This is a genomic window from Haladaptatus sp. CMSO5, assembly GCF_036689885.1.
GTDB lineage: Archaea > Halobacteriota > Halobacteria > Halobacteriales > Halococcaceae > QDMS2.
This window is the reverse complement of sequence record NZ_JBAHVW010000001.1, coordinates 2,033,742-2,057,940: the sequence shown is the minus strand read 5'-3', so window position 1 is coordinate 2,057,940 and position 24,199 is coordinate 2,033,742. Positions and strand designations below refer to the sequence as shown.

The following is a 24,199-nucleotide window of genomic DNA, read 5'->3' as shown; positions in this document are numbered from 1 at the left end:
GAATAAACGCCCCGAACGACGGTCGGGGCAATGGTAATAGTCTTGCCATGAGAAGGACTGGGTATGGCAATCCCGCCGCCGTCATCCGGTGCGCTCGTGGTGTTCGGCCTCATCGCCGTCACGGTGGTGTTGTTCGTCACCGAACGGCTCCCCGCCGACATCACCGCGATTGCGTTGCTCGTGACCATGGTTATTCTCCAGCCGTGGACGCAAATCTCTCCACAGGAGGCGATTTCGGGCTTCTCGAACGCGGCGACCATCACCATCGTCGCCATGTACATTCTCTCTTCGGGCATCGAACAGACCGGTATCGTCACCCACCTCGGCCGTCGAGTGGGCGAGTACACGGCGGGAAGTCGCACCAAGCTGCTCGCAGCCACCATCGGCATCACCGGGCCGATTGCGGGCATCATCAACAACACGCCCGTCGTCGCCGTGTTCATCCCGATGGTCACCGACCTTGCAGACCAGAGTCGGATCTCACCGTCGAAACTCTTGATTCCACTTTCCTACGCGGCGATGCTCGGGGGTACGCTCACGCTCATCGGGACGGCGACGAACATCGTCGCTTCAGACCTCTCTGCGGACCTCATCAACCACCCGTTTTCGATGTTCGAGTTCACGCCGCTCGGCATTCTCATCTTGCTGGTCGGCGCCATCTACCTGATGACGATTGGCCAGTATCTTCTCCCAGAGCGCATCCTCGCCGCGGACCTCACCGACGAGTTCGAGTTAGCCGATTATCTCGTCAAGGTCACCGTCAGCCAGAGTTCGCCGCTCGTCGGGGAGACGATAGAAGACTCGCTTTCACAGCGCGTCTACGACGTTGACGTCCTCCAGATAACGCGCGGCGACCGGCTGTTTCTCGCAGAGGAAACCGACCAAGAAATCGAGGTGCGCGACATCCTCACCGTGCGCGGCGACGAGAACGCGATAAGCGCCTTTGCCGCCGGTGAGTCGCTGCGCGTGTTACGAAAAGCGCCGGTGACCGAACTCGAACTAGCGCCACCCGCTGGACCGGGAACGCTCGTGGAGACCATCATCCCGGCCGAATCCTCGCTGATTGGCCAAACCCTCGCAACCGCCCGTCTCAGAGAGCGCTACGCCGCCACGGTGCTCGCCATCCGGCGCGGTGAGGAAATATTCCACGACCATCTGTCTGGGCCGACACTGCAGGAAGGGGATGGCTTCTTGCTCCATGCAACCGATTCGGCGCTCGAACTGTTAGCAGAGCGCGGCGAATTGCTCATCACGGAGGTCGCTCACACGAGCGCCCTCACCGAACCGGAACCACTCGACCGCAGGGCGGTTGCTCTCGCGCTCTCTATCATCTTCGGCGTCATCGCTGTGGCTGCGTTGAACCTCCTCCCCATCGTCATCGCCGCACTCGGCGGCGTCGTGGCGATGGTCGTGACTGGTGTTATTCGCCCCGCAGAAGCCTACGATTCGGTGAACTGGGAGGTCATCTTCCTGCTTGCGGGCATCATCCCGCTCGGTCTCGCCATGCAGGAAACGGGCGGAGCGACGTTCCTCGGGAGCATCATCGTCGAGTATGGTGCGGTGTTCCCAGCGGTTGTCGTTCTCGGACTGTTCTATCTCCTCACTGGCTTACTCGCAGACGTGATTACGCCCGTCGCAAGCGTGGTGTTGACCATGCCAATCGCCGTTGATGCTGCGCTCAGAATCGGGGCCGAACCGTTCGCGTTCGTGCTCGCGGTGACGTTCGCCGCCTCGACGGCGTTCATGACGCCCGTTGGCTACCAGACGAATCTGATGGTATATTCGCCGGGTGGCTACCGATTTATCGACTACATCAGGGTCGGCGCGCCGCTCCAACTGTTACTCACCGTCGTGACGACACTCGGCATCGTCGCGTTGTGGGGCGTTTGATACCGTTTCGCGAAGCCGCCGTGTGGCCAAGAGACTTTATGTCGTCCCCCTCTCACCCTCCGCTATGGACTTAGACCTCGCTGCGCAGGTCAACGACGTCCTCGAAATCGACGCAGAGGCGTTCCAAACACGGGTGGAGGAAGACGCTTCGGTCATCAAAGAGGAAGTCGCAGCAGGCACGTTCGACAACCCGCAGGCCATCATCGGCTTCGAATACGAATTCTACGCTGTCGCAGACGCCGAAGGTCGCCACGACGACGGCGGTGGCGCGGGCGAACTCATGCGCGTCCCCCGACGCCTGCTCGAATTCATCGGCTTCGAGAAGGAACTCGGGCTCCACAACGCAGAGATGTCCACGAGCCCTCAGCCGCTCAACCAGTACGGCCTCGCCGCCCAGGAGGCAGAGGTTCGCGCGCGCCTCCAGACGGCCCAAGAGTGCGTTGGCTCAGAAGGAATGCGGCTCGTGAGCGACGGCATGTGGACCATCCCGCCCGAGGGTGAGTCGGCGCGCGAGTACCTGACCAACAGCATCCGCGACGGCAACGTCACGATTGCGACCAACATGTCCGACTCGGTGCGCTATCACGCGATGGCGAACCGGAAAGACGGCCTTGACGCCGGGATGCGCCTTGAAGCACCACACGTCTCGCTGCAAGCGGATACGGTGATGCCAGAGAGCCTCATCACGTCGATTCAACCGCACTATCAGGTCGCACAGGCGCGCGACCTCCCACAGCACTTTCGCTATGCGCTTCGGTTCGCCGGGCCGGTGCTCGCCCTTGGCGTGAACGCGCCGTTCTTCCCGGTAGACCTCTACGACGAGGACGCGACTGCCGAGCAGATTCTCGACGATGCGTGGATGGAAAATCGCATCAGCGTGTTCGAGACCGCGCTCAATCCCGCCACGGGCGAAGAAGGAAAAGTTCGGTTCCCCCGCGACATCGACAGCGTTGAGGAAGCCATCGACAACATCGTCGAAGATTCGACGCTCGTCCCAATGCCCGTCTCCGCCTCAGACCGCTTCGACGACAAGTTTGCCCACTTCCGGATGAAACACGGCACCTACTGGCGGTGGGTGCGCCCGGTCTTTGGCGGCCCAACGCGGTCTGCGGCGAACGCCCGCATCGAGTTCCGTCCCATCCCTGCCCAGCCAACCGTCCGCGACTCCATTGCCTTCCAAGCAATGTTCGCCGGGCTGATGGAGAGCCTGCCGCGGCGCGAACACCCTGTCGCAGACTTAGACTGGCAGTTCGCAGAGGAGAACTTCTATGCGGCCGTCCGCGACGGGCTGGACGCAGACATGCGGTGGATTACGAACGACGGCCGCGAGACGACCAACCTAGAGGAGTTGTACGAAGACCTCTTTGCCCACGCAAAAGACGGCCTGAAACTGCGTGGCCTCTCGGACGAAGAAGCCGCGAAATATCTCTGGCCGCTTCGGATGCGCGCACGCCACCGCATGACGCCAGCGAAGTGGAAACACGACGAAGTCACCGACCGCGTCGAAAGCGGCGAGTCGTTCGCAGACGCGCTCTCGGGGATGCAACGGGCCTACATGCGAAAGCAAAAAGACACGCTCATCGAGGGCACGTTTGCGAAGTGGGCAGATATCTGAACTAAACCACGTCTTCTTCTTCCTCGCCAAACAGTCGGGAGACGACCTGCGAAAACGAAACGATCGGTTCGCGCCGCCGCGAGGCCGCAATCCAATTCGTTTGCCACTCGCCGTCTTTCAGCGTAACTGGAACCTGTTTGCCAAGCAGCTCTTCGACCTCGCTCGGGTGTACCTTGCAGTAGGCGAGGAACCGCTCGAATTTCGAGGTGCCATCGAGTTTGTCGGGCGTTTTGAACCAGAGGCTGGTGTAGGTCTCGTTCTCTGCCGGGACGGCGACCACGACCTGAATTCCTTCGACTGGCGGTCCGGTGAAAATCCACTCTTTCGACCGCCGGGTGCGTTCGCGCACGTCCACGATGATGCCGTGGTTGATGTAGCGGGCGCTTTCGAGGACGTCGAGTTTCGCTTGCACACCAGCGAGCGACCCGTGGGTGACCGCAGCGCGTGTTTGTAAAAACTGGGTTGTGGTGTACGAAAGGAGGATGATACTGCCCAGTATTACTGCGAGCGGAACGAGCACGACCAGCACGATGAACGTCGTATCGAAATTAACCATTGGCAAGCCTCGGACACCCGACGAGATGCGTGACAGGGATTCGCGTGCAGTGGTGATAATAATTCGCGTGGTCGCTCAGGCCCTGTACTCGTGAGAACTACCGCTCAGGGAACCGACGATGTAAGAAAACAGCGCTGATGCGAAAACAGCGACGCTCTATAAGACTTCGTTGAAGTCTTTGTGCCCGTGGATATCGACGCCGTCGTGGGTTATCTCTGCGATGTAGACACCGTTACCGGAGCCGGTGTCGCGTTCGACGGCTGCCTTCACGCCCGCGGCGGCCACGCCGATGGCTTCCTCGTTCGAGAGACCGGGTTCGTAGAGGCGTTCGAGCGTCCCGTAGGCGACGGTCAGGCCGGAGCCGGTGACCGTGTAGTCGTCTTTCATGACGCCGCCTGCTGGGTCGATGCTGTAGACGTGGTGGCCATCGTCGTCGACGCCGCCGAGAATTGGCGTCGTTGGGAGGCCACGGCACATGTGACCCGCGAGGGTGGAGAGTGCCTTCATGGACATCTCCTCGCCGCGACGGGACTGGTAGAGGTTGGCTTCCGCGCGCAGGGAGCGAATCAGCATCTGTGCGCCGCCGACGGAGCCAACGAGCGTGAGCGCGGCGGTCGGGTGAATCTGTTCGACCTTCTGGACGTCTTTGTTGGAGACAAAGCGGCCGCCGAGGGAGGCGCGCATGTCGGTCGCAATGATGACGCCATCTTCGGTCGTGAGGCCAATGGTCGTCGTCCCGGTGGAGTTGACCATGTCGTTGTCGATTTTGCTGGCGTCGAACTCAGGAATCGAAGCGAACGAGGACGCATACGGGTTTGCATCCTGGGGGGCAAAGCGGTTTAGGTTCCGAGAGAACTCAGAGCCAATCGTTGGGTCTCGCATTGCGTGTTCCTAGTTGCCGAGTACTGATAAAACCACCTCTTCAGGGTGAAATCACCCGGTGGCTGGGGGTTTAGGCGGTCGCTTTCCGACCCGAATGCTTAAAAAGAGTTGCGTTGGTCGCTTCGTCGTCGTCAGCGATTATTTTGCGGCTTCATACGCTTCGTCTAGCCGGGCGATGACGCGGTGGATGGGAATCGGGATGCCGAGACGACGCGCACCGAGTGCGAGCGGCAAGAGGAGAATTCCAGCGAAGATACTCAATTGGTACAGGGTCAACAGCGTTGCGCGGTACAGGCGGTTCATTTCGTCTTCAGTTGATGCTGCCGAGGGGGGTGTATATAAGCATTCCCCACGCGTCGGAACTAAAATGCGGGGTGGTATCACCGCACACCGGCGCGCCTGCTGTCGATTCAATCAAACTTGATTTCGATACAACAAAATCCACAGTCGATGGCGAAATTTCTATCAGCACGCAATGAGCAATCCCATTCCTACGCATAAGTTATCGCGATAATTTCGGTAGCGTGCGCGGGTCGCAGAGAAATCACAACGCTTCAAACCCCCCGACGACTGAGTAGGGGTATGAGCGATTATTTGGTCGCAATGGAAGCCGCCTGGTTGGTCAGAGACGTAAAGCAGATCGACGACGCAATCGGCGTCGCGGTCAGCGAAGCAGGGAAGCGACTGAACCAGAAGGACATGGACTACGTTGAAGTCGAAGTCGGCGTCACCGGCTGTCCCGCCTGTGACGAGCCGTTCGACTCCGCGTTCATCGCCGCGAACACGGCGCTCGTTGGCCTCCTTCTCGAGATGAAGGTGTTCAACGCAGACAGCACCGAGCACGCCCAGCGCATCGCAAAGAGCGAAGTCGGTGGCGCACTCCGTGACGTGCCACTCAACGTCATCGAGACGTTCGAACTCGACACCGAAGACGAACAGTAAGCGACGCTCTACGTTTTCAGCAACATCGCCAGACCAACCGAAGGTTTTTCGTATAACCCATAGTAATTTTGCGTATGGAACTGCCGACCCCAGCGGACCTCCGGGAACGACGCACCGGGCTGGGCCTCACCCAAAGCGAACTTGCGAACCGGGCGGGCGTGTCCCAACCGCTCATCGCGCGCATCGAAGGCGGCGATGTAGACCCACGACTCTCGACGCTTCGTCGCATCGTCAACGCGCTGCAAGAAGCAGAAGGCGACATCCTGCGGGCCGAAGACCTGATGCACGAAGACGTCATCAGCATCGCTCCGGACGACAGCGTCAGAAACGCAATCGAGCAGATGCTGAAGGCTGGCTTCTCTCAGCTACCCGTTCTTCACGACGGCTATCCAGTTGGCCTCATCAGCAACTCGGACATCCGCAAAGCCGGCGACACCGAGAACGCAGGCGACCTGCCAGTTTCTGAAGTGATGCGCGAGTCCATCACGACGGTCACCCCAGAGGCGACGCTCGACGAAATCGACAACCATCTCAACCATCACGACGCCGTCATCGTCATCGACTCCGGTCAGATGGTCGGCATCATCACCGAAGCCGACATCGCTGCCCACCTCAGCTAAGCTTCTGCTTCGAGATGGGCGCACAGCGCCTCATTTACGCTCGTTGGCTCTTCTACGTGTACCCAGTGTGAAGCGCGCTCGAAGCGTTTGAGCCGCCCCACTTCACAGAACTCTAAACTTTGCGTCGCCAACTCCGGCCGCAGTGCGGTATCGTCTGTCCCCCAACAGATGAGCGTCGGCGCGCGAACCGGCGTTTTCGGCGGAAGCGGCCCGGCGAGGGGCATCGCCCGATACCAGTGTATCATCGACCTGAGCGCCCCGTTTCGGCTCCACGCCTCGTGATAGTACTGCATCACACCCTCGTGGAAGATGCCGGGTCGTGAGCTGTCGGTGAGCAACAGTTCGAGCGTTGCCTGTCGGTTTCTCCCGAGCGTCCACTCCGGAAGCAGTGGGATAAAGAAGAAAAAGATGTACCAGCTTCTGAGCAACTGTCGAGGATTCGTCGCCAACGCGGTGGCGAACACCCGTGGGTGTGGTGCGTTAAGGACACAGAGTCGGTCTACCATGGCGGGATAGCGCGTCGCACAATCCCACGCCACGCCGCCGCCCCAGTCGTGGCCAACGAGGTGTGCCGAATCACGGCCTTCAGACCGGATGAGGGCGACGACGTCGCCCGCGAGTTTCGAGATGCGGTAGGCGCGGACGCCCGCCGGTTTGTCGCTCAGGTTGTAGCCGCGCTGGTCGGGGACGAGCACGCGAAAGCCCGCCTCTACGAGCGCCGGAATCTGTTTGCGCCAGCCGAACCAGAAATCCGGAAACCCGTGCAGGAGGACGACGAGTGGGCCGTCTTCCGGGCCGGCAGTGATGACGTGTAGTGTCACACCGTTCACCTCCCGATACTCGGATGTAAGGGAACTTGAGGAGGGGAGCGAGGCGTCGGGAGACATATCTGAAAAAAGGAGGGGTGCGTGAAGTACTTAGTCGAGCGTCAGGCCGCGAATCGACACGGTACCGTCGCCGGCTTCGACGTGCCCGATAAGTTTTCCGTCGTCGGTGGCGGCGACCAGTTTCTCCGCATCCTCCGGTGAGCAGGCGACGACGAAGCCGGTGCCCATGTTGAACGTCCGGTACATCTCCTCGTCTGCGACCTTGCCTTCGCGCTGGATGAACTCGAACACCGGCTGTGGGTCGAAGGCGTCCGTGATTTCGTAGTGGTGGTCGCCCATGCGCGTGAGGTTCGTCCAGCCGCCACCCGTGACGTGGGCTGCGGCGTGGGTGTGGTTCTCTCTGAGTGCTGGGAGGATGTCAGCATAAATCCGCGTCGGCGTGAGCAGTACTTCGCCCACGGACTTCGACTCGTCGCCTGGGAATGGGTCGGTGTAACTGTGATTTCGCGTGGCGGCCGTCCGCGCGAGGGTGAGGCCGTTCGAGTGAACCCCAGAAGACGGGAAGCCAACGAGCACATCGCCAACCTCGGCTTCACCGGGGAACATCGCGTCTTTCGGTGCGAGTCCGGCGCACGTCCCCGCGAGGTCGAGGCCTTTGATGACGTCTGGCATCACCGCAGTTTCGCCGCCGACGAGCGCGACGCCCGCCTGCTTTGCGCCCTCAGCGAGGCCTTTGCCAACCTGCTCTGCGATCTCGTCGTTCGGCACGTCGATAGCGAGATAATCGACAAATGCGACCGGTTCGATGCCCGCGGCGACGAGGTCGTTCGCGTTCATCGCCATGCAGTCGATGCCGATAGTGGAGTAGTCGTGAAGTTCCTCCGCGACGAGGAGTTTCGTCCCCACACCGTCGGTGGCGAGCCCGAGATAGCGGTCGCCAATATCGACGACGCCCGCGTAATCGCCCGAAAGGTCGCCAACAGCGCCGATGAGCGCTGCGGTTGCTTGTTCGCTCGCGTCGATGTCCACGCCCGCCTTCGAGTACGTGAGTTCCTCTGCGTCCTCGTCGGTCATGCCTGAGAGCGGGTTGGATGGAACAAAAAGGACTCCGATTCCTCGGCCTCGTTACGTGAGGCCGAATCGGAACAGCGCGAGGAGCGCGAGGGCCGCACTCGGGAGGAACACGAGGAGGAACACGAGTTTGCTCCACCGAAACACGCTCTTTCCGTCGAGTGGGCCAAATGGAAGCATATTGAACCCCGCGAGCAGGAGGTTGATGGTCAAGCCGAGTTGCCCAACGTAGCCAAGCGCACCGCTCACGCCGAACGCGAGCGGCGCGAATACGGCCGCGAGCAGGAGATTCGTGATCGGCCCGGCGAGGGCAATCAGGCCATTTTCGCGCTTGGTGACGTTCCGTCCGGCGTGATACACGGCTCCCGGCGCGGCAAAGAGGAAGCCCGCGAGTCCGGCCGCGACGGCGAGCATGAGCATGCCGTAGTCGGCGCGAAACTCCGCAACCTGCCCAAAGCGGATGGCCGTCACCTTGTGGGCCAACTCGTGGAGGAGGAAGCCGATGCCGACGGTGAGCATACTCACGCCGATGACGAGCGGCAATTGAGCTGATTGAACGATACTTGGCCCGGCGAGGAAGAACGTAAACGCGACGCCGAGGGCAATCCACGCGACGACGAGGTCTTGGATTTCTTTTGCGCTAAAATTCATGTAAACTGCCTCAAGATGAGGTCTGCGCTGTTTTCTGCGCCCTGTACCATCAGCCGGGCGACGCCGTCGATACCGCCGACGTCAGCGGCCATGTACGGCAGGACGACGAAGGCGAACAGCACGCTCGCAATCATGCTGCCGATGTTGGTCATCGCCACGATGAGGATGAGCCGGAACAGTGGGACGGCTTTCATCCGCGACCACAGTTCGCCCATCGGACTGTCCTCGTCAGAGAGGATGTCGTTGAGTTTGCCGATGTCCGTGATGTTGACGCTCGTGTAGCGAAGTTCGACGTAGCCCGAGAACCAACCCGGTGCGAGCAACGGATTCACGCTCGTCATCCACGCCACGGCCCCGCCAACGGTCGCACTCGACCAGTGGGCACCGGCGAGTTTGGCGAGCGTGAACGAGAAAATCCCGTTTATCAGGAAGAAGGCGACGAACAGGGAGAGGAGGAACCCGTTGCGTGCGCCCGCCATCGCGAGCAGGATGAAGAACACGAGAAAGCCGAGCGTGAACAGGTAGCCAAACGCCTTGTACACCGAAAATCGCTTCTTCTGGACGCCGACGAGGCTCTGCATCGGCGGGAGCGTTGCCGGGTTTTCGAGGTAGCCAAGAATCCCTGCGCGGTGGCCCGCGCCGACGATTGCGACCACGTCGAAGCCCTGTTCGCGCAGCGCCACGAGGCGGTGGGCGATGAAGGCGTCGCGTTCGTCAATCAGGGCCTCTGCCCCGCCCGGCGAAAAGCGACGGAACTCAGCCATCATCGCGGTGACCACGTCTGCGTTGGTCAGGTCGTCCATGTCGATGTCTTCTGCCTCGTCACCGAATCCGGCGAGGCCGACGGTCAACTGCCAGAGCATCCTGAGCTTCTCGAAGAAGGTCATCCGCGCCCAGAAGCGCTGGATGGTCACTTGGATGTCGCGGTCGACCAGCGCGACGTTGATTCCCAACGACTCTGCGGTTTCGACCGCCGCCATCATGTCCGCGCCGGGCTTGATGTCGAAGCGCTCGCCCATCCGGGTCTGAATGTACGAAAGCAGCCAGTAGGCGAGAAACTGAAACACCGTGTTGCCGTGGAGCAGGTCGCTTGCGTCGAGGTTGTCTGGCGTCTCGCCTTTGAGTTGGCGATAGCGCCCCTCGTCGAGTTCGACGGCAACCACGTCCGGGCGTTCGTCGTCGATGACCTGCTCTACTTCGGCAACGCTGTCGGCGGAGACGTGGGCTGTCCCCACGACGCGCACGCTGCCTTCTGCGGGGGACGGCTCCGCGGACTCACTCATCACCTCCGTTACAGGGGCGCGGCTTTTACCGTTGTCGGAGTCACCGACTTAGCCCCCGAGGAACCGCTGGCGAACCTCTTCGTCTGCCAGTAATTCGTCGCCCGGCCCGTCGTAGGCGTTCTCACCGTTTACGAGAACGTAGCCGCGGTCACACCGGCGCAGCGCCTCTTTCGCGTTCTGCTCGACCATCAGAATCGCGGTGCCCGCCTCGTTGATTTCGTCGATTTTGTCGAACATCTCATCAACCAAATCCGGGGCAAGCCCGGCGGATGGTTCGTCGAGCAACAGCAAATCCGGTTCGAGCATCAGCGCACTGCCCATCGCGAGCATCTGGCGCTGGCCGCCGGACATCGTCCCGGCGCGTTGGCGTTTGCGTTCTTCGAGGATGGGGAACCGCTCGAAGACGGCGTCGATGGCCGCCTGCGTCTCGCTGTCGTCGATGTACGCGCCCATCTCCAGATTCTCTTGGACGGTCATCGTCGGGAAGATGTTGTCCGACTGCGGGACGAAACCAATCCCCCGCTGGATAATCTCAGGCGTGTCCACGCCCTGAATCTGTTCGTCGCGAAACGAGACGCTGCCGCCCATGTGCGTCGTCAGGCCGAAGACGGACTTCATCGCGGTCGATTTGCCCGCGCCGTTCGGCCCGACAATCGTCACGTACTCGCCGGCTTCGACCACCATGTCCACGTCGGTGAGAATCTGGAGGTCGCCGTAGCCCGCGTCGAGATTCGCGATTTCGAGCATTCAGACTTCCTCCCCGAGGTAGGCCTCGATGACGCGTTCGTCGTGCTTTACCGCCGCCGGTTCGCCAGCCGTGAGCACCTGTCCTTGGTGCATGACGACGACGCGTTCGCAGGTTTCCATGATGATGTCGATGTCGTGTTCGATGAAGAGGAAGCTGTACCCCTCCGCTTCGAGGTCGTGGATACGCGCGAGAATCTTGCGTTCGAGCGTCGGATTCACGCCCGCGAGTGGTTCGTCTAGCAGAACCATGTCCGGCTCGGTGAGCAGGACGCGGGCGAGTTCGAGCAGTTTTCGCTGCCCGCCCGAAAGCGTCCCGGCTTTCGCGTCGAGGACGTGGTCGATTTCCAAGAACTCGGCCATCTCCGCCGCCTTCCGACGGACGCGGCGTTCGTCCTCCGCGAACGAGTCGCCGCGAAGCCACGCCGTGGCGAGGTTTTCGCCACTCTGGGCTTTCGGCGCGAGTTGGAGATTCTCGCGGACGGTCATCTCCGGCAGTTCGCGCGGAATCTGGAACGTCCGAACCAGCCCCTCGTCCGCGATTGCAGACGGGCGCTTGCCAGTGATGTCCGTCCCCGCGAAGGTGACGCTGCCTGCATTCGGCGTGAGAAAGCCCGTGACGCAGTTGAAGAAGGTCGTCTTTCCCGCGCCGTTCGGGCCGATGAGGCCGGTGATGCCGTCACCAACTTGCATGTCGAGGCCGTCGATGGCGGTAATCCCGCCGAAGTGCTTTTCTAAGCCCTGAATGTCGAGGATTGGATTCTGGATGTCAGTCATCGCTCACACCTCCCCGGCCGAGGTCGATGTCGTAGTCTTGCTCGCCGAGCATCCCCTCCGGCCGGTAATAGAGGATGACGATGAGCAGCGCCCCGATGAGGATGAGGCGCAGCGCGGCGAGTTGCTGGGCGTATTCGCTCGGGAAGAAGTCATCGAGGAATCGCGTCCCCGAGTTGATGACCCAGAACACCGCAGTCCCGAGGATGACGCCGCGATTGTTCGCGGTGCCGCCGATGATGACCGCGGTGTAGGCGAAAAACGTCACCGTGGAGGCGAACTGCGTCGGGTCGATGAAGCCGATGTTCGCGGCCCACAGCCCACCGGCGGCTCCGGCGAGCGCAGAGCCGAACATCAGGCTCTGAATCTTGTAGCGGAAGGTCGGTTTCCCGAGCGCTTCTGGCACCGTCTCGTCGTCACGAACCGCTCGGAGCACGCGCCCGTACGGGCTGTTGACGGTGCGCTGTACCCACCAGTACGCGCCCACGAGCAGAACGAGCGTGAACAGGAAGAAGAAGCGGTCGTAGTCGAGTCCGCCCGCGCTTCCGGCGTTCGCGTCGTAGAGCCAGAACAGGTTGAGCAACAGGTCGCTCGTGTTGCCGTCCGTGACGAGTTCGACGAGCGGCTGTCCGAGATACCATAGACTGAACAAGATAGCCGAAACGAGCGCGAGCAGCGAGCCGATGTGGTCGGTTTCGCGCAATGCTTGGCGTCCGAGCACCACCGCACCCACGAGCAAGAGGAACGCGATGGTGTTGTCCACGTTGAGCGAGAAAACGCCGAGGTTCACGACGAGTCCGAGCATCGTCGTGATGACGAAGATGAGACTCCCCGCGAGTGCGAGCGTAGCTCCCACGCCAAGCGTGGCTTCGCGCGCAGAGAGCGGTCGGACGACCTTCACCGTGCGATAGCCCACGTAGCCGAGTGCGAGCACCGAAGGCAGGCCGAAGATGAGCAGGTTGAGCTGGAAGCTTCCCGTTCCGATTGGGAATGCTCCGGAAAGCGGGCGGGGGATCTCACGAATTCCGAACGCGCCGTTGAACAGCCAGCGTTCGTTGTGGAACACGGCGTTCAGGATGGTCGCAATGCCGAGTGCCGTAATCGCCAGATAGTCTTCGCGCAGCCGGATGGTCGGAATCCCGACGAGCAGCGAGACGAGTGCCGCGGCGAGCATGCCGAGGACGAGCGCGAGTGCCCATCCGAGCAGGTCGCCACCCGGAACACCGGCGAACATGGTCGCGAGGCCGAGTCCGGAGAGTCCTTCGTAGGTCGATGAGATGCCCGCGGGCATTGCGAGGAAGACGGTGACGTACGCGCCAATCATGAAGTAGGCGACGTGCCCGAAGTCGATGAGGCCGGTAAAGCCGAACTTGACGTTCAACCCCAGCGCGAAGAGGCTGTAGATGGTGACGAACGTCATGAGACTGATGAAGAAATCAGCAAGCGCCATCAGACATCACCCCACAGGCCTTCTGGTTTGACAAGCAACACCGCGATGAGGATGACGAAGGCGATTGCCGTCCGGTAGGTTGCGAACTCAGCAGGCAGCAAGAACACGCCCACGTCCATCGAGACGCCGATGATGAGACTGGCGAGTACCGCGCCGTACGGCGAGGTGATCCCGCCCATGATGACGGCGGCGAAGATGGGAAGGAGGAGGGAAAAGCCCATATTCGGGTTCAGGTTGCTCGCAAACCAGCCGGTCAGAATCCCCGCGAGCGCGGTGAGCAGCGCCGCGATGACCCACACAACGAGTTGCACGCGGTCGATGTTCACGCCGCGAATCTCCGCGAGCGCCATGTTGTCCGCCGTCGCGCGCATCGCCCGACCCGTCCGGGTTCCCTTGAGCAGGAGGTTCATCGCAACCATCGTGACGAGCGTCAGCCCGAGGATGACGCCGTACTTGATGCTCACGCCGACGCTCGTAGACCACGCCGCCGCGTCGATGGCGAGGGGTGCGCCTTGCAGCACGGTTGCAAGCACGGCGAGCGTGGCGACACCAGCAGCGACGCCGAGAATTCGCGGCGAGACGAGGTGCACCGTCTCGAAGCCCGTGTCGTCGGTGCGCCAGCGATACACGGCGACGCCTGCGGCGATGGCGACGCCGACGATGACGAGGAGGCTGAGCCAGCCGTAGCCCCATTCGCCAAGCGTGACGAGGTCGCCCGCTTGGCGTTGAACCGTCTGGACGCTGAGGCCGTTGCCGGTCAGGTAGAGTTCGACGTTCGTGTTCGTCACGCGTTCGGTGTTGTAGTTGATATTCCCCGAACCGACAAGGAACAACACGACGTTGCGCAACACGAGCGCGAGGCCAAGAGAGACGATGACCATCGTGATGAGGTCTGCGCCTTTCGACCGGAACCTGCGGAAGATGGCGAGTTCGTACACCGCGCCAGTTCCTCCGGCGACGGTGATGCCGACGATGCCAGCCGCGACGAGCGGCAGGCCCCCGAAGTCGGGGACGAACGGCACCGCACCGGGTTTGTTGAGCGCGAGCGTCAGATACGCGCCGATGGTAATCATGTCGCCGTGGGCGAAGTTCGGCACTTCCGCGATGGAGTAGATGAGCGAGAGGCCAAGTGCGCCCGCTGCAATAATCGTGCCCGTAATCAATCCCTGTAAAATCGCGTCGAGGAGGCCCGCCGATGCCATCAGCGGGCCACCTCCGCGGTCTGTGCGTCCGTGTGGGTGGTGTTCCGAATCATGAGTGCTGAATCTGGGGTGAGAACTGTTTCGTGCCGAGCAAAGTGGCCGCGACGAGCGCGACGAGGTTGAGCGCGGCGAGCAGGACGAATCCACTCGCGTACTCGCCGGTTGCGTCGCGGAGCGCGCCCGTGACCGCGGGCAAAATCAGGGCCGCAACGTTGCCCGCAGCGACGACGACCGCGATAGCCGTCCCCGCAGAGAGCGTCGCTCCGGCGGCGACGTTGAACACTGCGCCGAAGGGAACCGACACGGCGAGCATCGCCACGACTGGCAAGATGAGCAAGAGCGGGGACGGCGAGAGGACGGCGAGTGCGCCAAAACAGACTGCGGCGACAGCGGTTGCACCGCCGATAAACCACGGGTCGCCAAGCGACCATTGCCAGACGATGGTGCCACCGGCGATGCGCCCGGCGGTCGCCGTGAGCAACACGACCACGTTGAGCGGGCCGGTGACGTTCAAATCCGTAGCGAACGCCGTGATGAACGTAGAGAGCGTGATGTATGAACTGATAATCGCAATGTAACAAAGTGACGCGAGGACGACCGACGGGGAGAGGACGGATGACAGGGTTTCGCGGGTCCTCTCCCCTGAGGGGGCCGTCTGTGCGTCGTGACGCTCGCGCCAGAGTGCGACGAGCGCCGGTACGGAAAGCAGCGCGCCCGGGCTGTGCAGCAAGCCAACCTCGATGAGCGTGGGGGCGGCGGCGAAGCCGATTGCGCCGCCGAAGGTAAGCATCCCACCGAACACGCCCTGGTGGCGCGTCGCGGACGTGCCAGCGTAGAGCCGCGCGATGTGCGTCGCACCGACCGAGAGGACGAACCCACCGGCGAGCCCCCAGCACGCCCGAAGGACGAGGAGGGTCTCGTAGCTCGTCGCGAAATCGAGGGCGACGGCGAAGACGGCGTGAAACACCATCGCGCCGAACAGCAGGCGGGTCGTCGCAAACCGGGCGACGAGGTGGCTCGCGGGCACCTGCACGAGGACGAACGAGACGAGCGCCGCGCTCATGAGCAAGCCAACGGCGGTAAACCCCACGTCGTACTTCGCCATGAGCACGTCCGGAACGGCGGCGTACGCGAACGTCACGTACCCAACGGTTCCCATTGCGAGATGGGGTGCGTACTTGAGCGTCCGTGCAGGTGCGCTGGTCATGTGTCTAGTCCTCGAAATCGTAGTGTTCGCGGGCGAATTCGGCAGACACCTTGCCGAGCCGCACGTCCCGGGCGATTGCCTCGGGGTCGCGGTCTTCGGGGGTGCCGTAGCCACCCGCACCCGGCGTCCGCACGCTCACGGTCTGGCCGGGTTCGAGGTTGTGCGTCGATTTCTGGGGCAGCTTTGTCTCCTCGCCGTCGTCAGTGAGGTAGGCTGCGCCGGTGCCGCCCGACTCGCCGCCCGCGAGTCCGTAAGGGGCGTTGACGTGGCGGTCTGCGAGCAGGCTGAACGTCGCGCGGTGGTCGCGCACCTGAATGTCCCGACGGAGGCCGAGGCCGCCGCGGAACTCACCTGCACCGCCCGAATCTTGGCGCAGTTCGTAGCGCGTCACCCGCAGTGGGTAGGCCGTCTCCAGTACCTCAATTGGCGTGTTCATCGTGTTCGACATGTGGACGTGGACGCCATCCATGCCGTCTTTGCCTGTACGACCGCCGAAGCCGCCGCCTTGGGTCTCGTAGAAGGCGTACGGCGAGCCGTCGCGGGGGTCAGTGCCCCCGAAGGTGATGTTGTTCATCGTGCCCTGACAGGCGGCGACGACGCGCTCTGGGACCTGTCCGCCGAACGCGCCGAGCACCACGTCGGTCACGCGCTGGGAGGTTTCTAAGTTCCCGCCGACGACCGCTGCCGGCAGCTTTGGATTCACAATCGTGCCCTCCGGCGCGTGGATGTCGATTGGCCGGTAACAGCCGTGGTTCGGCGGAATGTCGGGGTCGGTCACACAGCGGACGGCGTAGTAGGTCGCAGACGCCGTCACCGCGAACACCGCGTTCACGGGGCCGTCGGTCTGCGGGGCCGTCCCGGTGAAATCGACGTGAACCGAGTCGCCATCAACCTGTACTTCTGCGACCACGGGGAGGTTCTCGTTGCCCGCGCCGTCGTCATCAAGCACGTCGTCGAACTGGTAGGTGCCGTCGGGCAACTCCTCAATTTCAGCGCGCATCCGGCGCTCAGAGTAGTCTTTGATTTCGTCGAGTGCGGTCTCTAAGGTTTCTGTGCCGTACTTTTCGACCAATTCGGTGAATCGGCGTTTGCCCGTCTGGTTCGCTGCCTCCTGTGCTCGGAGGTCGCCGCGGCGTTCGTCCGGTGTGCGGACGTTCGAGAGAATCATCTCCATCACCGGGTCGTTCACCTCGCCACTGGCAAACAGCTTCACGGGTGGAATGCGCAGGCCTTCTTGATAAATTTCCGTCGAGTCTGCGGCCACGCTGCCCGCACGCGCCCCGCCGATGTCGGCGTGATGCGCGCGGTTCGCGGCGTAGGCGACGATATCACCGTCTACGAACACGGGCGTCACGAGCGTCAGGTCAGGCAGATGCGCCCCGCCGCGGAACGGGTCGTTGAGTAAGATGGCGTCGCCCTCAGAGAGCGTTTCCGGCGGGAAGCGGTCGATGGCGGCGGCCACCGAAAACGGCATCGCGCCGAGGTGGACGGGCATGTTTTCGGCTTGGGAGATGAGTTCCCCCGTCGCGTCGAACATTGCACACGAGCAGTCACGGCGTTCTTTGATGTTCGGCGAGTAGCCGGTGCGAATCAGGTTCGCGTTCATCTCCTCTGCGATGGCGATACAGGCGTTTCTGATGACTTCGAGCGTGACTGAGTCGATGTTCATTGGGATACCTCCACGTGCAGGCTGCCGAAGTCGTCTATCGACACCTGCTGGCCGGGGTGGATGACGACCGTACTCTCGACGCCGCTCACGATGGCTGGTCCCTCGAAGCTCGCGCCGGTTGGGAGGTCTGCGCGGTCGTAGATGAGCGTCTCGTGCGTCTCGCCCTCGAACGCCACGTCTCGGGCGGATGTGACGGCGTCATCGACCTCGCCGCCCGAATCGGTTGGGCGCAGGTCTGGCGTTTCGACCACACCACGCGCCCGCAGCCGGATGGTGACGAGTTCGACCGGTTCGTCTCGGTAGGCGTGCCCGTAGCGCTGTTCGTGGCGGTCGTGGAATCGCGTCGCGATGGTCGAGAGTTTCGTCTCGTCCAATTCGCCGTCCGGAACCGGTACTGACAACTCGAACGCTTGGCCCGCATAGCGCAGGTCGACCGTCCGCTCGAACTGCATCGCGGCTGCGTCTAAGTCCTCTGCGGCGAGACGCTTCTCGCCTTTTTCGGCGAACTCTGCGAACTGCGCGCCGAGTGACTCTGGCGTAATGTCCTTCCACGGCCGCACGCGCGAGGTGCTGTAGTCGTAGAGGATGTCGCTGATGAGCAACCCGAGTGCGGAGAGGACGCCTGCCGTCCGGGGTACGATGACCTTCGGGATGTCGAGTTCTTCGGCGAGTTTGCAGGCGTGTAGTGGCCCTGCGCCGCCGAAGGCGACGAGGCCGAACTCGCGGGGGTCGTAGCCGCGTTCGACGCTCACGACGCGGAGCGCCCGCGCCATGTTCGCGTTCGCAACGTCGAGGATGCCTTGGGCGGCCTCCGTGACCGTCATGTCGAGTGGGTCTGCGATTTGGTCGTTGACGATGCGACGCACGTCGTCGAGTTCCACGTCAAGTTCGCCAGAGAGGAACGCGCTCGGGTCGATGCGCCCGAGCAGGAGATTCGCGTCGGTAATCGTCGGTTGGGTGCCACCGCGTCCATAACAGATTGGACCGGGGTCTGCGCCCGCGGATTTCGGGCCGACGCGGAGCGCGCCGCCGGCGTCAATCCACGCGATAGAGCCGCCGCCCGCGCCGACGGTATGTATGTCGATGGTCGGTACAGAGACGGGGTACTCCCCGATGTTCGTGTCCGTCGAGACGAGCGGCGTACCGTCTTCGACCAGCGACACGTCACACGAGGTGCCGCCCATGTCCATCGTGATGAGGTTTGATTCATCGGAGAGGCCACAGACGTAGGTCGCGCCTTGGACGCCGCCTGCAGGCCCCGAGAGGAGCGTGTTGACCGGGCGTTCGCGCGCGATGTCGGCGGTGATGATGCCGCCGTTCGACTGCATGATTTTGAGTTCCGCACCGACGCCTTCGGCTTCGACTTTTTCCTCAAGTTTCCCGATGTACCGGTCCATCACCGGCTTGAGCGAGCCGTTCAGTGCCGTTGTCAGCGTGCGCTCGTACTCGCGGATTTCGGGCAACACGCCGCTCGACAGCGAGTAGGAAGCGTCTAACCCTTCTTCGCGCAGGAGTTCCCGGATGCGGCGCTCGTGGCTGTCGTCCTCGAACGAGTAGAGTAGGCTGATTGCCACGCTATCCACGTCTGCGTCGATAAGCTCTGCAGCGAGGCTTCGAACCTCGGCTTCGTCGAGTTCCGTGAGCACGTTCCCGCGTTCGTCTAAGCGCTCGCGCACCTCGTAGCGGCGGTCGCGTTCGACCACCGGAACCGGTTTTTCGACCTGAAAGTCGTAGATGTCGGGGCGGGCCTGTCTGCCGATTTCGAGCACGTCGCGAAAGCCTTCGGTCGTGATGAGGGCGGTGTCGGCCCACTCGCCTTCCAAGACGGCGTTGGTCGCAACCGTCGTTCCGTGGGCCAGAAAGCCGATTTCTGCGGCGTCGAAGCCGTCGCGCTCGCGTACTTTCCTGAGGCCGTTGATGACGCCCTCGTCGGGCGAGTCGGGCGTCGAAGGCGTCTTGCTCACCGTCACCTCGCCGTCGTGGATGGTGACGATGTCCGTAAACGTCCCACCGATATCGACGCCGATGCGCCGTTCCTCGCTCATGGGGCCTCCGCGTTTGTAGACACTGCTGTGGTGGTCATGTACTGAAATATGGGTTCGTTGGAGTGGTTAGACGAGTTCGTCCGCTGGAATCGTGTCCTTGTTTGTGAACTCGCCATCTTCGACTTGGACGATGACCATGTCGCTGGCCACGTCGCCGTTGTCGTCGTAGTTGACGTTCCCGCTCGGCCCACTGTAGTCGATGGCCGTCCCGGCGTCTAACTTCTCGACACCGCCGCCGAACTCTCCGTAGCTCACGGCCTCGCCGTCGGGGTTCGAGACTTCGCGCATCGCCTTCTTGACTTCGGCTGCGTCGTCCGTACCCGCCTTGTGGACGGCGAGCGCGTAGGAGACGAGCGCGTCGTAGGAGTTCCACGAGTACGGGTCGAACACCTGCGCGTCGGGATAGGCTTCCTTGTAATCAGCGACGAACGATTCCGTCGCGCCACCGCTCGGTGGTTGGGTGCGGACGCCGTACATCCCGTTCATCACGTCTGCACCGACGTTCTCGATAACGTCCTCGGAGAGCAGGCTGGTGTGGAGCACCCAGTTGCCGCCGTAGCCTTCCTCTGCCCACTGGCTGAGCATGGTCGTCCCGCTCTCGGGGTAGCCCGCGAACGCGACGAAGCCGGGGTCGTCTTCGAACGCCTTTGCGAGAATCTGCTGGTACGACGACTGCCCGGATTCGTAGCCGATGGTCGTGGTTGTCGTCCCCGAGAAGGATGATTCGAACGTGTCTGCAAGTGCCTCGCCGAAGTCGTTGTTGATGTAGATGACCGCGGCTTTCTCGACGCCTTGATCTTCGATGATTTTCGCCATCACCTTCGCGACGAAGCGGTCGTTCGTCCGCGTCCGGAAGACGAGGTCGTTGTCATCTAAGGTCGAAATGCTCGGTGAGGACGACGCCGACGTGATGTGGAGCACGTTGTTCGGCACCGTCACCGACTTTGCGATGCTGATGGTGACTCCACTCGACACCGCCCCGATGAGGGCGCTCACGCCGTTCGTATCCACGAGTTTGTTCGCCGCGTTCACGCCCTGCGTCGAGTCGGTGCCCGAGTCCTCGTCGTGCAGTTCAATCTCGCGCCCGAGCGGGCCGCCCGCCGCGTTGATGTCCTCTTGGGCCATCCGAAGCGCGTTCATCATTGGACCACCGAAGTCAGAGAGGTCACCGCTGAACGGGATGACCACGCCGACATCGACTGACGAACTGTCGCCACCGCTGTCGCCCGAATCGCCGTTGTCGGTCTCAGAGCCGCCGTCGGTTCCTTCTTCGGTTCCGCCGCCACCGCCTCCGCCGTCGGAGCCGCCGTCGTCTTGGACGTCTTCTTGACTGATACACCCTGCGAGCCCGGTCGCGCCTGCGAGTCCTGCGAGGCGCAGGAACCGCCGACGCTGGAGTTCTCGTACGAACTTGTCACCCGATGCCATGGTCGGAGTCAGACCACCATCCATATATAGACTCTTGTTACCCTGTCTCACAGTAGCAACACTGAGTATGAACAGTTGTGAGAAGGTGTGAAAAGTTATGCAGAGACAGTCTGCTACTCCGGAATTTCAGTCATCAGCACCTTTGTGAGACCCTCTTCAGTTTCGATGGTGAACGGCAGGTGAACCGAACTGCGTTCGATGAATCGGGTCATGAACCAGCGAAGTTGTTCTGACGGATAGACGACGTGATAGGTGTTCTCCTCGCTGCGCCTGACGGTGAGAAAGCCACAGAGTGAGAGCCATTCGAGCATGTCACCTAAGTTGTCGAACTGGCCTTTGTACTCGTGGGCGTGGTAGTCTGAAACCTTGTCCGCATCCGCGAGAAACTCCGGATCTGGCTCGCCGTTTTCTCCTTCGACATAGTCGAGAAAACAGTGGAGGAAGTCGATGTCGAGCAGCGCGTGCTCGCCACCCGAGAGCATCTTGTGGTAGTCTTGCAGATTCGCACTCGTCTCTGTCGTTGCGGCTTGGAAGTTCGCGGCGTAGAAGGTGAGCGCACGTCGAACCATCTCACTCTGGCCCACACCGGTGCGGCTCGTCAGGTCTTCGAGCGCCGCCCGTGCGTCGGTATCGAGCGAAACTGTCACCCTGTCATGTGACATACACTCACACTCAGAGGCGCAGTGCGGTAAAGGTCACGACTCGTGTCTGGAATCGTACCAGTTCGATTCGAGGCGCGGAGACAGCAGACTCATTTCCCTCCCGCGAAAACCCCGACGTATGCCGTCGCTCATGGAGACGTATATCGAGAATCGTGAACTCATCTTGCCGAACCACACCAACACCTACGAAATCGCCCACGGTGGCAACGTGATGAAGTGGATGGACGAAGTCGGTGCGATGTCAGCGATGCGCTTTGCCGGTGAAACCTGTGTCACCGCGCGCATGGACCAAGTGAACTTCCACCGGCCGATTCCACTCGGTGAAACCGCCCTCATCCGCGCCTATGTCTACAAATCCGGGCGCACGAGCGTTCGGGTTCGCCTGCGTGCCTACCGCGAAGACCCGCTCACCGGCGACACCGAACTCACGACGGAGTCGTTTTTCGTCTACGTCGCCATCGACGACCACCACGTGCCAACCGAAGTGCCGGAACTTACCGTCGCCACCACCGACGGCGAGCGCCTCCTCGAAGAAGCGCTCAGCGCCGAAGCCGAAATGAACGGGACGGCGTAGGGACGCGGTTTTATCCGCTCTTCTCACATACTGCCTTCTATGAGTCTCAACATCGACGCCCCACCGGCCCCCCGCATCGTCACCAACACCGACGTTGCCGACTACGAGGACGCGGAGGTGTTTGGCTCCCAAGACTACCGCAGAGAGGAGTTACAGGAGTTCTTAGTGGACGGCGCGTGGGAGCGCTCGTTCAACGAGTGGGCAGAGCACACGGACGTGACCGAAGCCCAGTTCACTGTCGTCGAAGACCTCTCGCTCATCTCCGAGTTCGATTTCTTCTGGGACGATTTCGCCAATCGAGTTGGCTATCACGCACCCGGCCTCCCCGAGAACTGGAAAGAACAGAACCTCCACCCTGGCCTCACCTCGTGGGGTGACGTCTCTGCCATCAACGCTGGACTCACCGAACTCGGCCAAATCGTGAGCGACGTGTTGAAAGAAGAGTACGTAGACTGGGAAGCCGAGTACGAAGCGCCAGAAGACCTCCCCGACTTCAGCTAGTTTTTCGTCGCGGCAATCAGGAACGTCTCCACGCGTTCGCTCGCGTAGTCGATGGTGAATCCGGCGACTTCGAGCTGCGTTTTCGCCTCCGCGAGCGAGAAACGCTCTGTGAGCGGCGGCCCTTCGACGTGCTCGCCGTTTGCAGACCAGTCTGCGACGACCAGTTTGCCGCCGGGCTTCAACACCCGACGCACCTCCGCCAGCGCCGCTTCATCCGCGAACTCGTGATAGGTCATCGTCGAGAGCGCCGCATCGAGCGACTCGTCTGCAAAGGGCAAGTCACCGATTTCCGCCGTGGTCAAAGAGACGTTTTCAGGCACGCCTTTCTCGCGGTACAGGTCGTGCATCGCCTCCTGTACGTCCACCGCGTGCACCTTCGAGACGTACGGGGCGACGTGGTCGGTGTAGAATCCCGTCCCACTACCGAGGTCTACGACGGTCATCTCGCGTTCGAGTGCGAGGTGGGCGAGGAGTTCGTCAACCGAGAGAAAGCGATAACGAATCGGGTCATCGAGAAAGTCCGCGTGGTCTTTGTTGAAGGTGTGAAAGCCCATAGCCTGCCTACGGGCGGCAGCGCGAAAAGTGTAGCCGAGGTCAGGCGAAGTGTGGGACGACCTCGTCGCCGAGTCGGTCGATACACGCGACCATCTCGTCGGTGCCGATGCCAGGGTAGTACGTCCGGAAGATGAAGTGGACGTCGTCGCCAAGCGCCTCGCGATAGGGTTCGAGCTGCTCGATGACTTGCTCTGGCGTGCCGAAAATAGCCTGTTCCTTGAGCTCCTCGACGCGCGCTTCGGGTAGTTCGTCGATGGTCTCGCCGCTTCCCCACTCTGCGTACTTTCGCTGGAGGTAGAGATAGCCAGCTTTCATCGTCTCCCACGCGTCCTCCTTCGATTCTCCGACAAAGCCGTGTTGAATCAGATACGTCGTGAACTCGCCGTCGAGTCCCTCTTTCTCGCGGATGGCGTGGATATCGTCTTGCCGGAGTTTCACGCCCTCGATGGAGAGCGAGGAGGGTGCGATCCACCCATCCGCAAGTCGGGCGGCGCGACGAACGGCGGGTTTGGCCTTTCCGCCGAGCAATACTGGCGGCGCTTTCTCTGGTTTCGGCGTCACCAGCGTGTCTGCGGGCGCATCGTGAAACTGCGGGTCGAAATCGAGCGGGCCGTCCGACCACGCGCCCCGGAGGACGTGAATCGCGTCTTCGAGGCGGGCGGTTCGTTCGTCTTTCGGCACGCCAAAGCGGTCGAACTCGTCGTCTACGTAGCCAACGGCCATCCCGAGCGAGAGGCGGCCGTCTGCGAGCAGGGAGACGGTGGCGGCGTCCTCTGCGAGGCGAACCGAGTCGTAAAGCGGCGCAAGGGCAATGCACGTCCCAATCTCGAGTGAATCGGTGGTGGCAGCGAGCGCGCCGAGGGCGGGCATCGTCCCTGAAAGGTAGCCGTCGTCGGTAAAATGGTGCTCTGAGACCCACGCACTCGCAAGCCCCGCATCCTCGATGGCGCGCCCGAGCGTGAGCATCTCCTGATAGAGGTCACTCAGTGTGCGGTCATCGTCAGGGCGATGCTGGCAGGTGAACAGCCCCGTACCAATCTGCATACGCGAC

General features: G+C 62.0%; 24 protein-coding genes. 6 read left to right on the top strand and 18 right to left on the bottom strand.

The annotated features are described in order from the left end of the window. Nucleotides 1–63 precede the first annotated feature (63 nt). Nucleotides 64–1,890: an SLC13 family permease gene (locus tag V5N12_RS10790; protein WP_332899175.1), complete on the top strand. Its 1,827-nt coding sequence runs from the start codon at nt 64–66 to the stop codon at nt 1,888–1,890. A 64-nt stretch (nt 1,891–1,954) separates the two neighbouring features. After that, nucleotides 1,955–3,505, top strand: a complete 1,551-nt coding sequence (locus tag V5N12_RS10785) for a hypothetical protein (protein ID WP_332899174.1) — start codon at nt 1,955–1,957, stop codon at nt 3,503–3,505. 1 nt (nt 3,506) lies between these two features. Here the strand turns inward: V5N12_RS10785 and V5N12_RS10780 are convergent, their stop codons facing one another. The 3 genes from V5N12_RS10780 to V5N12_RS10770 all read right to left on the bottom strand — a co-directional run bounded on the left by V5N12_RS10780 (nt 3,507) and on the right by V5N12_RS10770 (nt 5,246). Continuing rightward, nucleotides 3,507–4,061 carry a hypothetical protein gene (locus V5N12_RS10780; protein ID WP_332899173.1) on the bottom strand — a complete coding sequence of 185 codons (555 nt, stop codon included), beginning with the start codon at nt 4,059–4,061 and terminating at the stop codon, nt 3,507–3,509. A 156-nt stretch (nt 4,062–4,217) separates the two neighbouring features. After that, nucleotides 4,218–4,943, bottom strand: coding sequence for a proteasome subunit beta (locus V5N12_RS10775; RefSeq protein ID WP_332899172.1), 726 nt, complete (start codon nt 4,941–4,943; stop codon nt 4,218–4,220). 138 nt (nt 4,944–5,081) lie between these two features. Continuing rightward, nucleotides 5,082–5,246 carry a hypothetical protein gene (locus tag V5N12_RS10770; protein ID WP_332899171.1) on the bottom strand — a complete coding sequence of 55 codons (165 nt, stop codon included), beginning with the start codon at nt 5,244–5,246 and terminating at the stop codon, nt 5,082–5,084. 279 nt (nt 5,247–5,525) lie between these two features. Here V5N12_RS10770 and V5N12_RS10765 point away from each other — a divergent pair, with 279 nt between their 5' ends. Beyond that, entirely contained in the window at nt 5,526–5,885 is a 360-nt protein-coding gene (locus V5N12_RS10765; RefSeq protein ID WP_332899170.1) for a DUF555 domain-containing protein, read from the top strand. 74 nt (nt 5,886–5,959) lie between these two features. After that, the gene (locus tag V5N12_RS10760; protein WP_332899169.1) at nt 5,960–6,505 is read left to right on the top strand and encodes a CBS domain-containing protein; all 546 of its coding nucleotides are present in this window, start codon (nt 5,960–5,962) and stop codon (nt 6,503–6,505) included. Here the strand turns inward: V5N12_RS10760 and V5N12_RS10755 are convergent. From V5N12_RS10755 to V5N12_RS10695, 13 genes are all read right to left on the bottom strand, one after another. After that, the gene (locus V5N12_RS10755; protein ID WP_332899168.1) at nt 6,502–7,326 is read right to left on the bottom strand and encodes an alpha/beta fold hydrolase; all 825 of its coding nucleotides are present in this window, start codon (nt 7,324–7,326) and stop codon (nt 6,502–6,504) included. The genes V5N12_RS10760 and V5N12_RS10755 overlap by 4 nt on opposite strands. A 96-nt stretch (nt 7,327–7,422) precedes the next feature. Continuing rightward, nucleotides 7,423–8,406 (bottom strand): phosphoribosylformylglycinamidine cyclo-ligase, encoded by a 984-nt coding sequence (purM, locus tag V5N12_RS10750; RefSeq protein WP_332899167.1) that lies wholly within the window; start codon nt 8,404–8,406, stop codon nt 7,423–7,425. A gap of 51 nt (nt 8,407–8,457) precedes the next feature. Beyond that, a complete protein-coding gene (locus V5N12_RS10745) occupies nt 8,458–9,054 on the bottom strand; it encodes a metalloprotease (RefSeq protein WP_332899166.1) in 597 nt (198 codons plus the stop codon). Beyond that, nucleotides 9,051–10,337: a TraB/GumN family protein gene (locus V5N12_RS10740; protein WP_332899165.1), complete on the bottom strand. Its 1,287-nt coding sequence runs from the start codon at nt 10,335–10,337 to the stop codon at nt 9,051–9,053. The genes V5N12_RS10745 and V5N12_RS10740 overlap by 4 nt, the downstream gene beginning before the upstream one ends. A gap of 48 nt (nt 10,338–10,385) precedes the next feature. Further along, nucleotides 10,386–11,084 carry an ABC transporter ATP-binding protein gene (locus V5N12_RS10735; protein WP_332899164.1) on the bottom strand — a complete coding sequence of 233 codons (699 nt, stop codon included), beginning with the start codon at nt 11,082–11,084 and terminating at the stop codon, nt 10,386–10,388. After that, a complete protein-coding gene (locus tag V5N12_RS10730) occupies nt 11,085–11,858 on the bottom strand; it encodes an ABC transporter ATP-binding protein (RefSeq protein WP_332899163.1) in 774 nt (257 codons plus the stop codon). Further along, a complete protein-coding gene (locus tag V5N12_RS10725; protein ID WP_332899162.1) occupies nt 11,851–13,305 on the bottom strand; it encodes a branched-chain amino acid ABC transporter permease in 1,455 nt (484 codons plus the stop codon). Before V5N12_RS10725 ends, V5N12_RS10730 begins: the two co-directional genes overlap by 8 nt. After that, entirely contained in the window at nt 13,305–14,507 is a 1,203-nt protein-coding gene (locus tag V5N12_RS10720) for a branched-chain amino acid ABC transporter permease (protein WP_332899161.1), read from the bottom strand. Before V5N12_RS10720 ends, V5N12_RS10725 begins: the two co-directional genes overlap by 1 nt. A 49-nt stretch (nt 14,508–14,556) precedes the next feature. After that, nucleotides 14,557–15,714, bottom strand: coding sequence for an MFS transporter (locus V5N12_RS10715; RefSeq protein WP_332899160.1), 1,158 nt, complete (start codon nt 15,712–15,714; stop codon nt 14,557–14,559). 4 nt (nt 15,715–15,718) lie between these two features. Beyond that, entirely contained in the window at nt 15,719–17,383 is a 1,665-nt protein-coding gene (locus tag V5N12_RS10710) for a hydantoinase B/oxoprolinase family protein (protein WP_332899159.1), read from the bottom strand. After that, complete coding sequence (locus V5N12_RS10705; RefSeq protein WP_332899158.1) at nt 17,380–19,428, bottom strand: hydantoinase/oxoprolinase family protein; 2,049 nt, start codon at nt 19,426–19,428, stop codon at nt 17,380–17,382. The genes V5N12_RS10710 and V5N12_RS10705 overlap by 4 nt, the downstream gene beginning before the upstream one ends. Nucleotides 19,429–19,494: 66 nt before the next feature. Continuing rightward, nucleotides 19,495–20,856 (bottom strand): ABC transporter substrate-binding protein, encoded by a 1,362-nt coding sequence (locus tag V5N12_RS10700; RefSeq protein WP_332899157.1) that lies wholly within the window; start codon nt 20,854–20,856, stop codon nt 19,495–19,497. A gap of 113 nt (nt 20,857–20,969) precedes the next feature. Further along, nucleotides 20,970–21,518, bottom strand: coding sequence for a ribbon-helix-helix protein, CopG family (locus tag V5N12_RS10695; RefSeq protein ID WP_332899156.1), 549 nt, complete (start codon nt 21,516–21,518; stop codon nt 20,970–20,972). A 118-nt stretch (nt 21,519–21,636) separates the two neighbouring features. On the opposite strand from V5N12_RS10695, the gene V5N12_RS10690 reads away from it, so the two are divergent. Together V5N12_RS10690 and V5N12_RS10685 are read left to right on the top strand one after the other, a co-directional pair. Then, complete coding sequence (locus V5N12_RS10690; protein ID WP_332899155.1) at nt 21,637–22,092, top strand: acyl-CoA thioesterase; 456 nt, start codon at nt 21,637–21,639, stop codon at nt 22,090–22,092. A 39-nt stretch (nt 22,093–22,131) separates the two neighbouring features. Continuing rightward, complete coding sequence (locus V5N12_RS10685; RefSeq protein ID WP_332899154.1) at nt 22,132–22,593, top strand: hypothetical protein; 462 nt, start codon at nt 22,132–22,134, stop codon at nt 22,591–22,593. On the opposite strand, the gene V5N12_RS10680 is transcribed toward V5N12_RS10685, so the two are convergent. Together V5N12_RS10680 and V5N12_RS10675 are read right to left on the bottom strand one after the other, a co-directional pair. Next, nucleotides 22,590–23,147, bottom strand: a complete 558-nt coding sequence (locus V5N12_RS10680; RefSeq protein WP_332899153.1) for a class I SAM-dependent methyltransferase — start codon at nt 23,145–23,147, stop codon at nt 22,590–22,592. The two genes, V5N12_RS10685 and V5N12_RS10680, sit on opposite strands and share 4 nt — an antisense overlap. Before the next feature lie 40 nt (nt 23,148–23,187). Continuing rightward, on the bottom strand, nt 23,188–24,192 hold the full coding sequence (locus tag V5N12_RS10675) for an LLM class flavin-dependent oxidoreductase (RefSeq protein ID WP_332899152.1): 1,005 nt from the start codon (nt 24,190–24,192) through the stop codon (nt 23,188–23,190). Between the last annotated feature and the right edge of the window lie 7 nt (nt 24,193–24,199).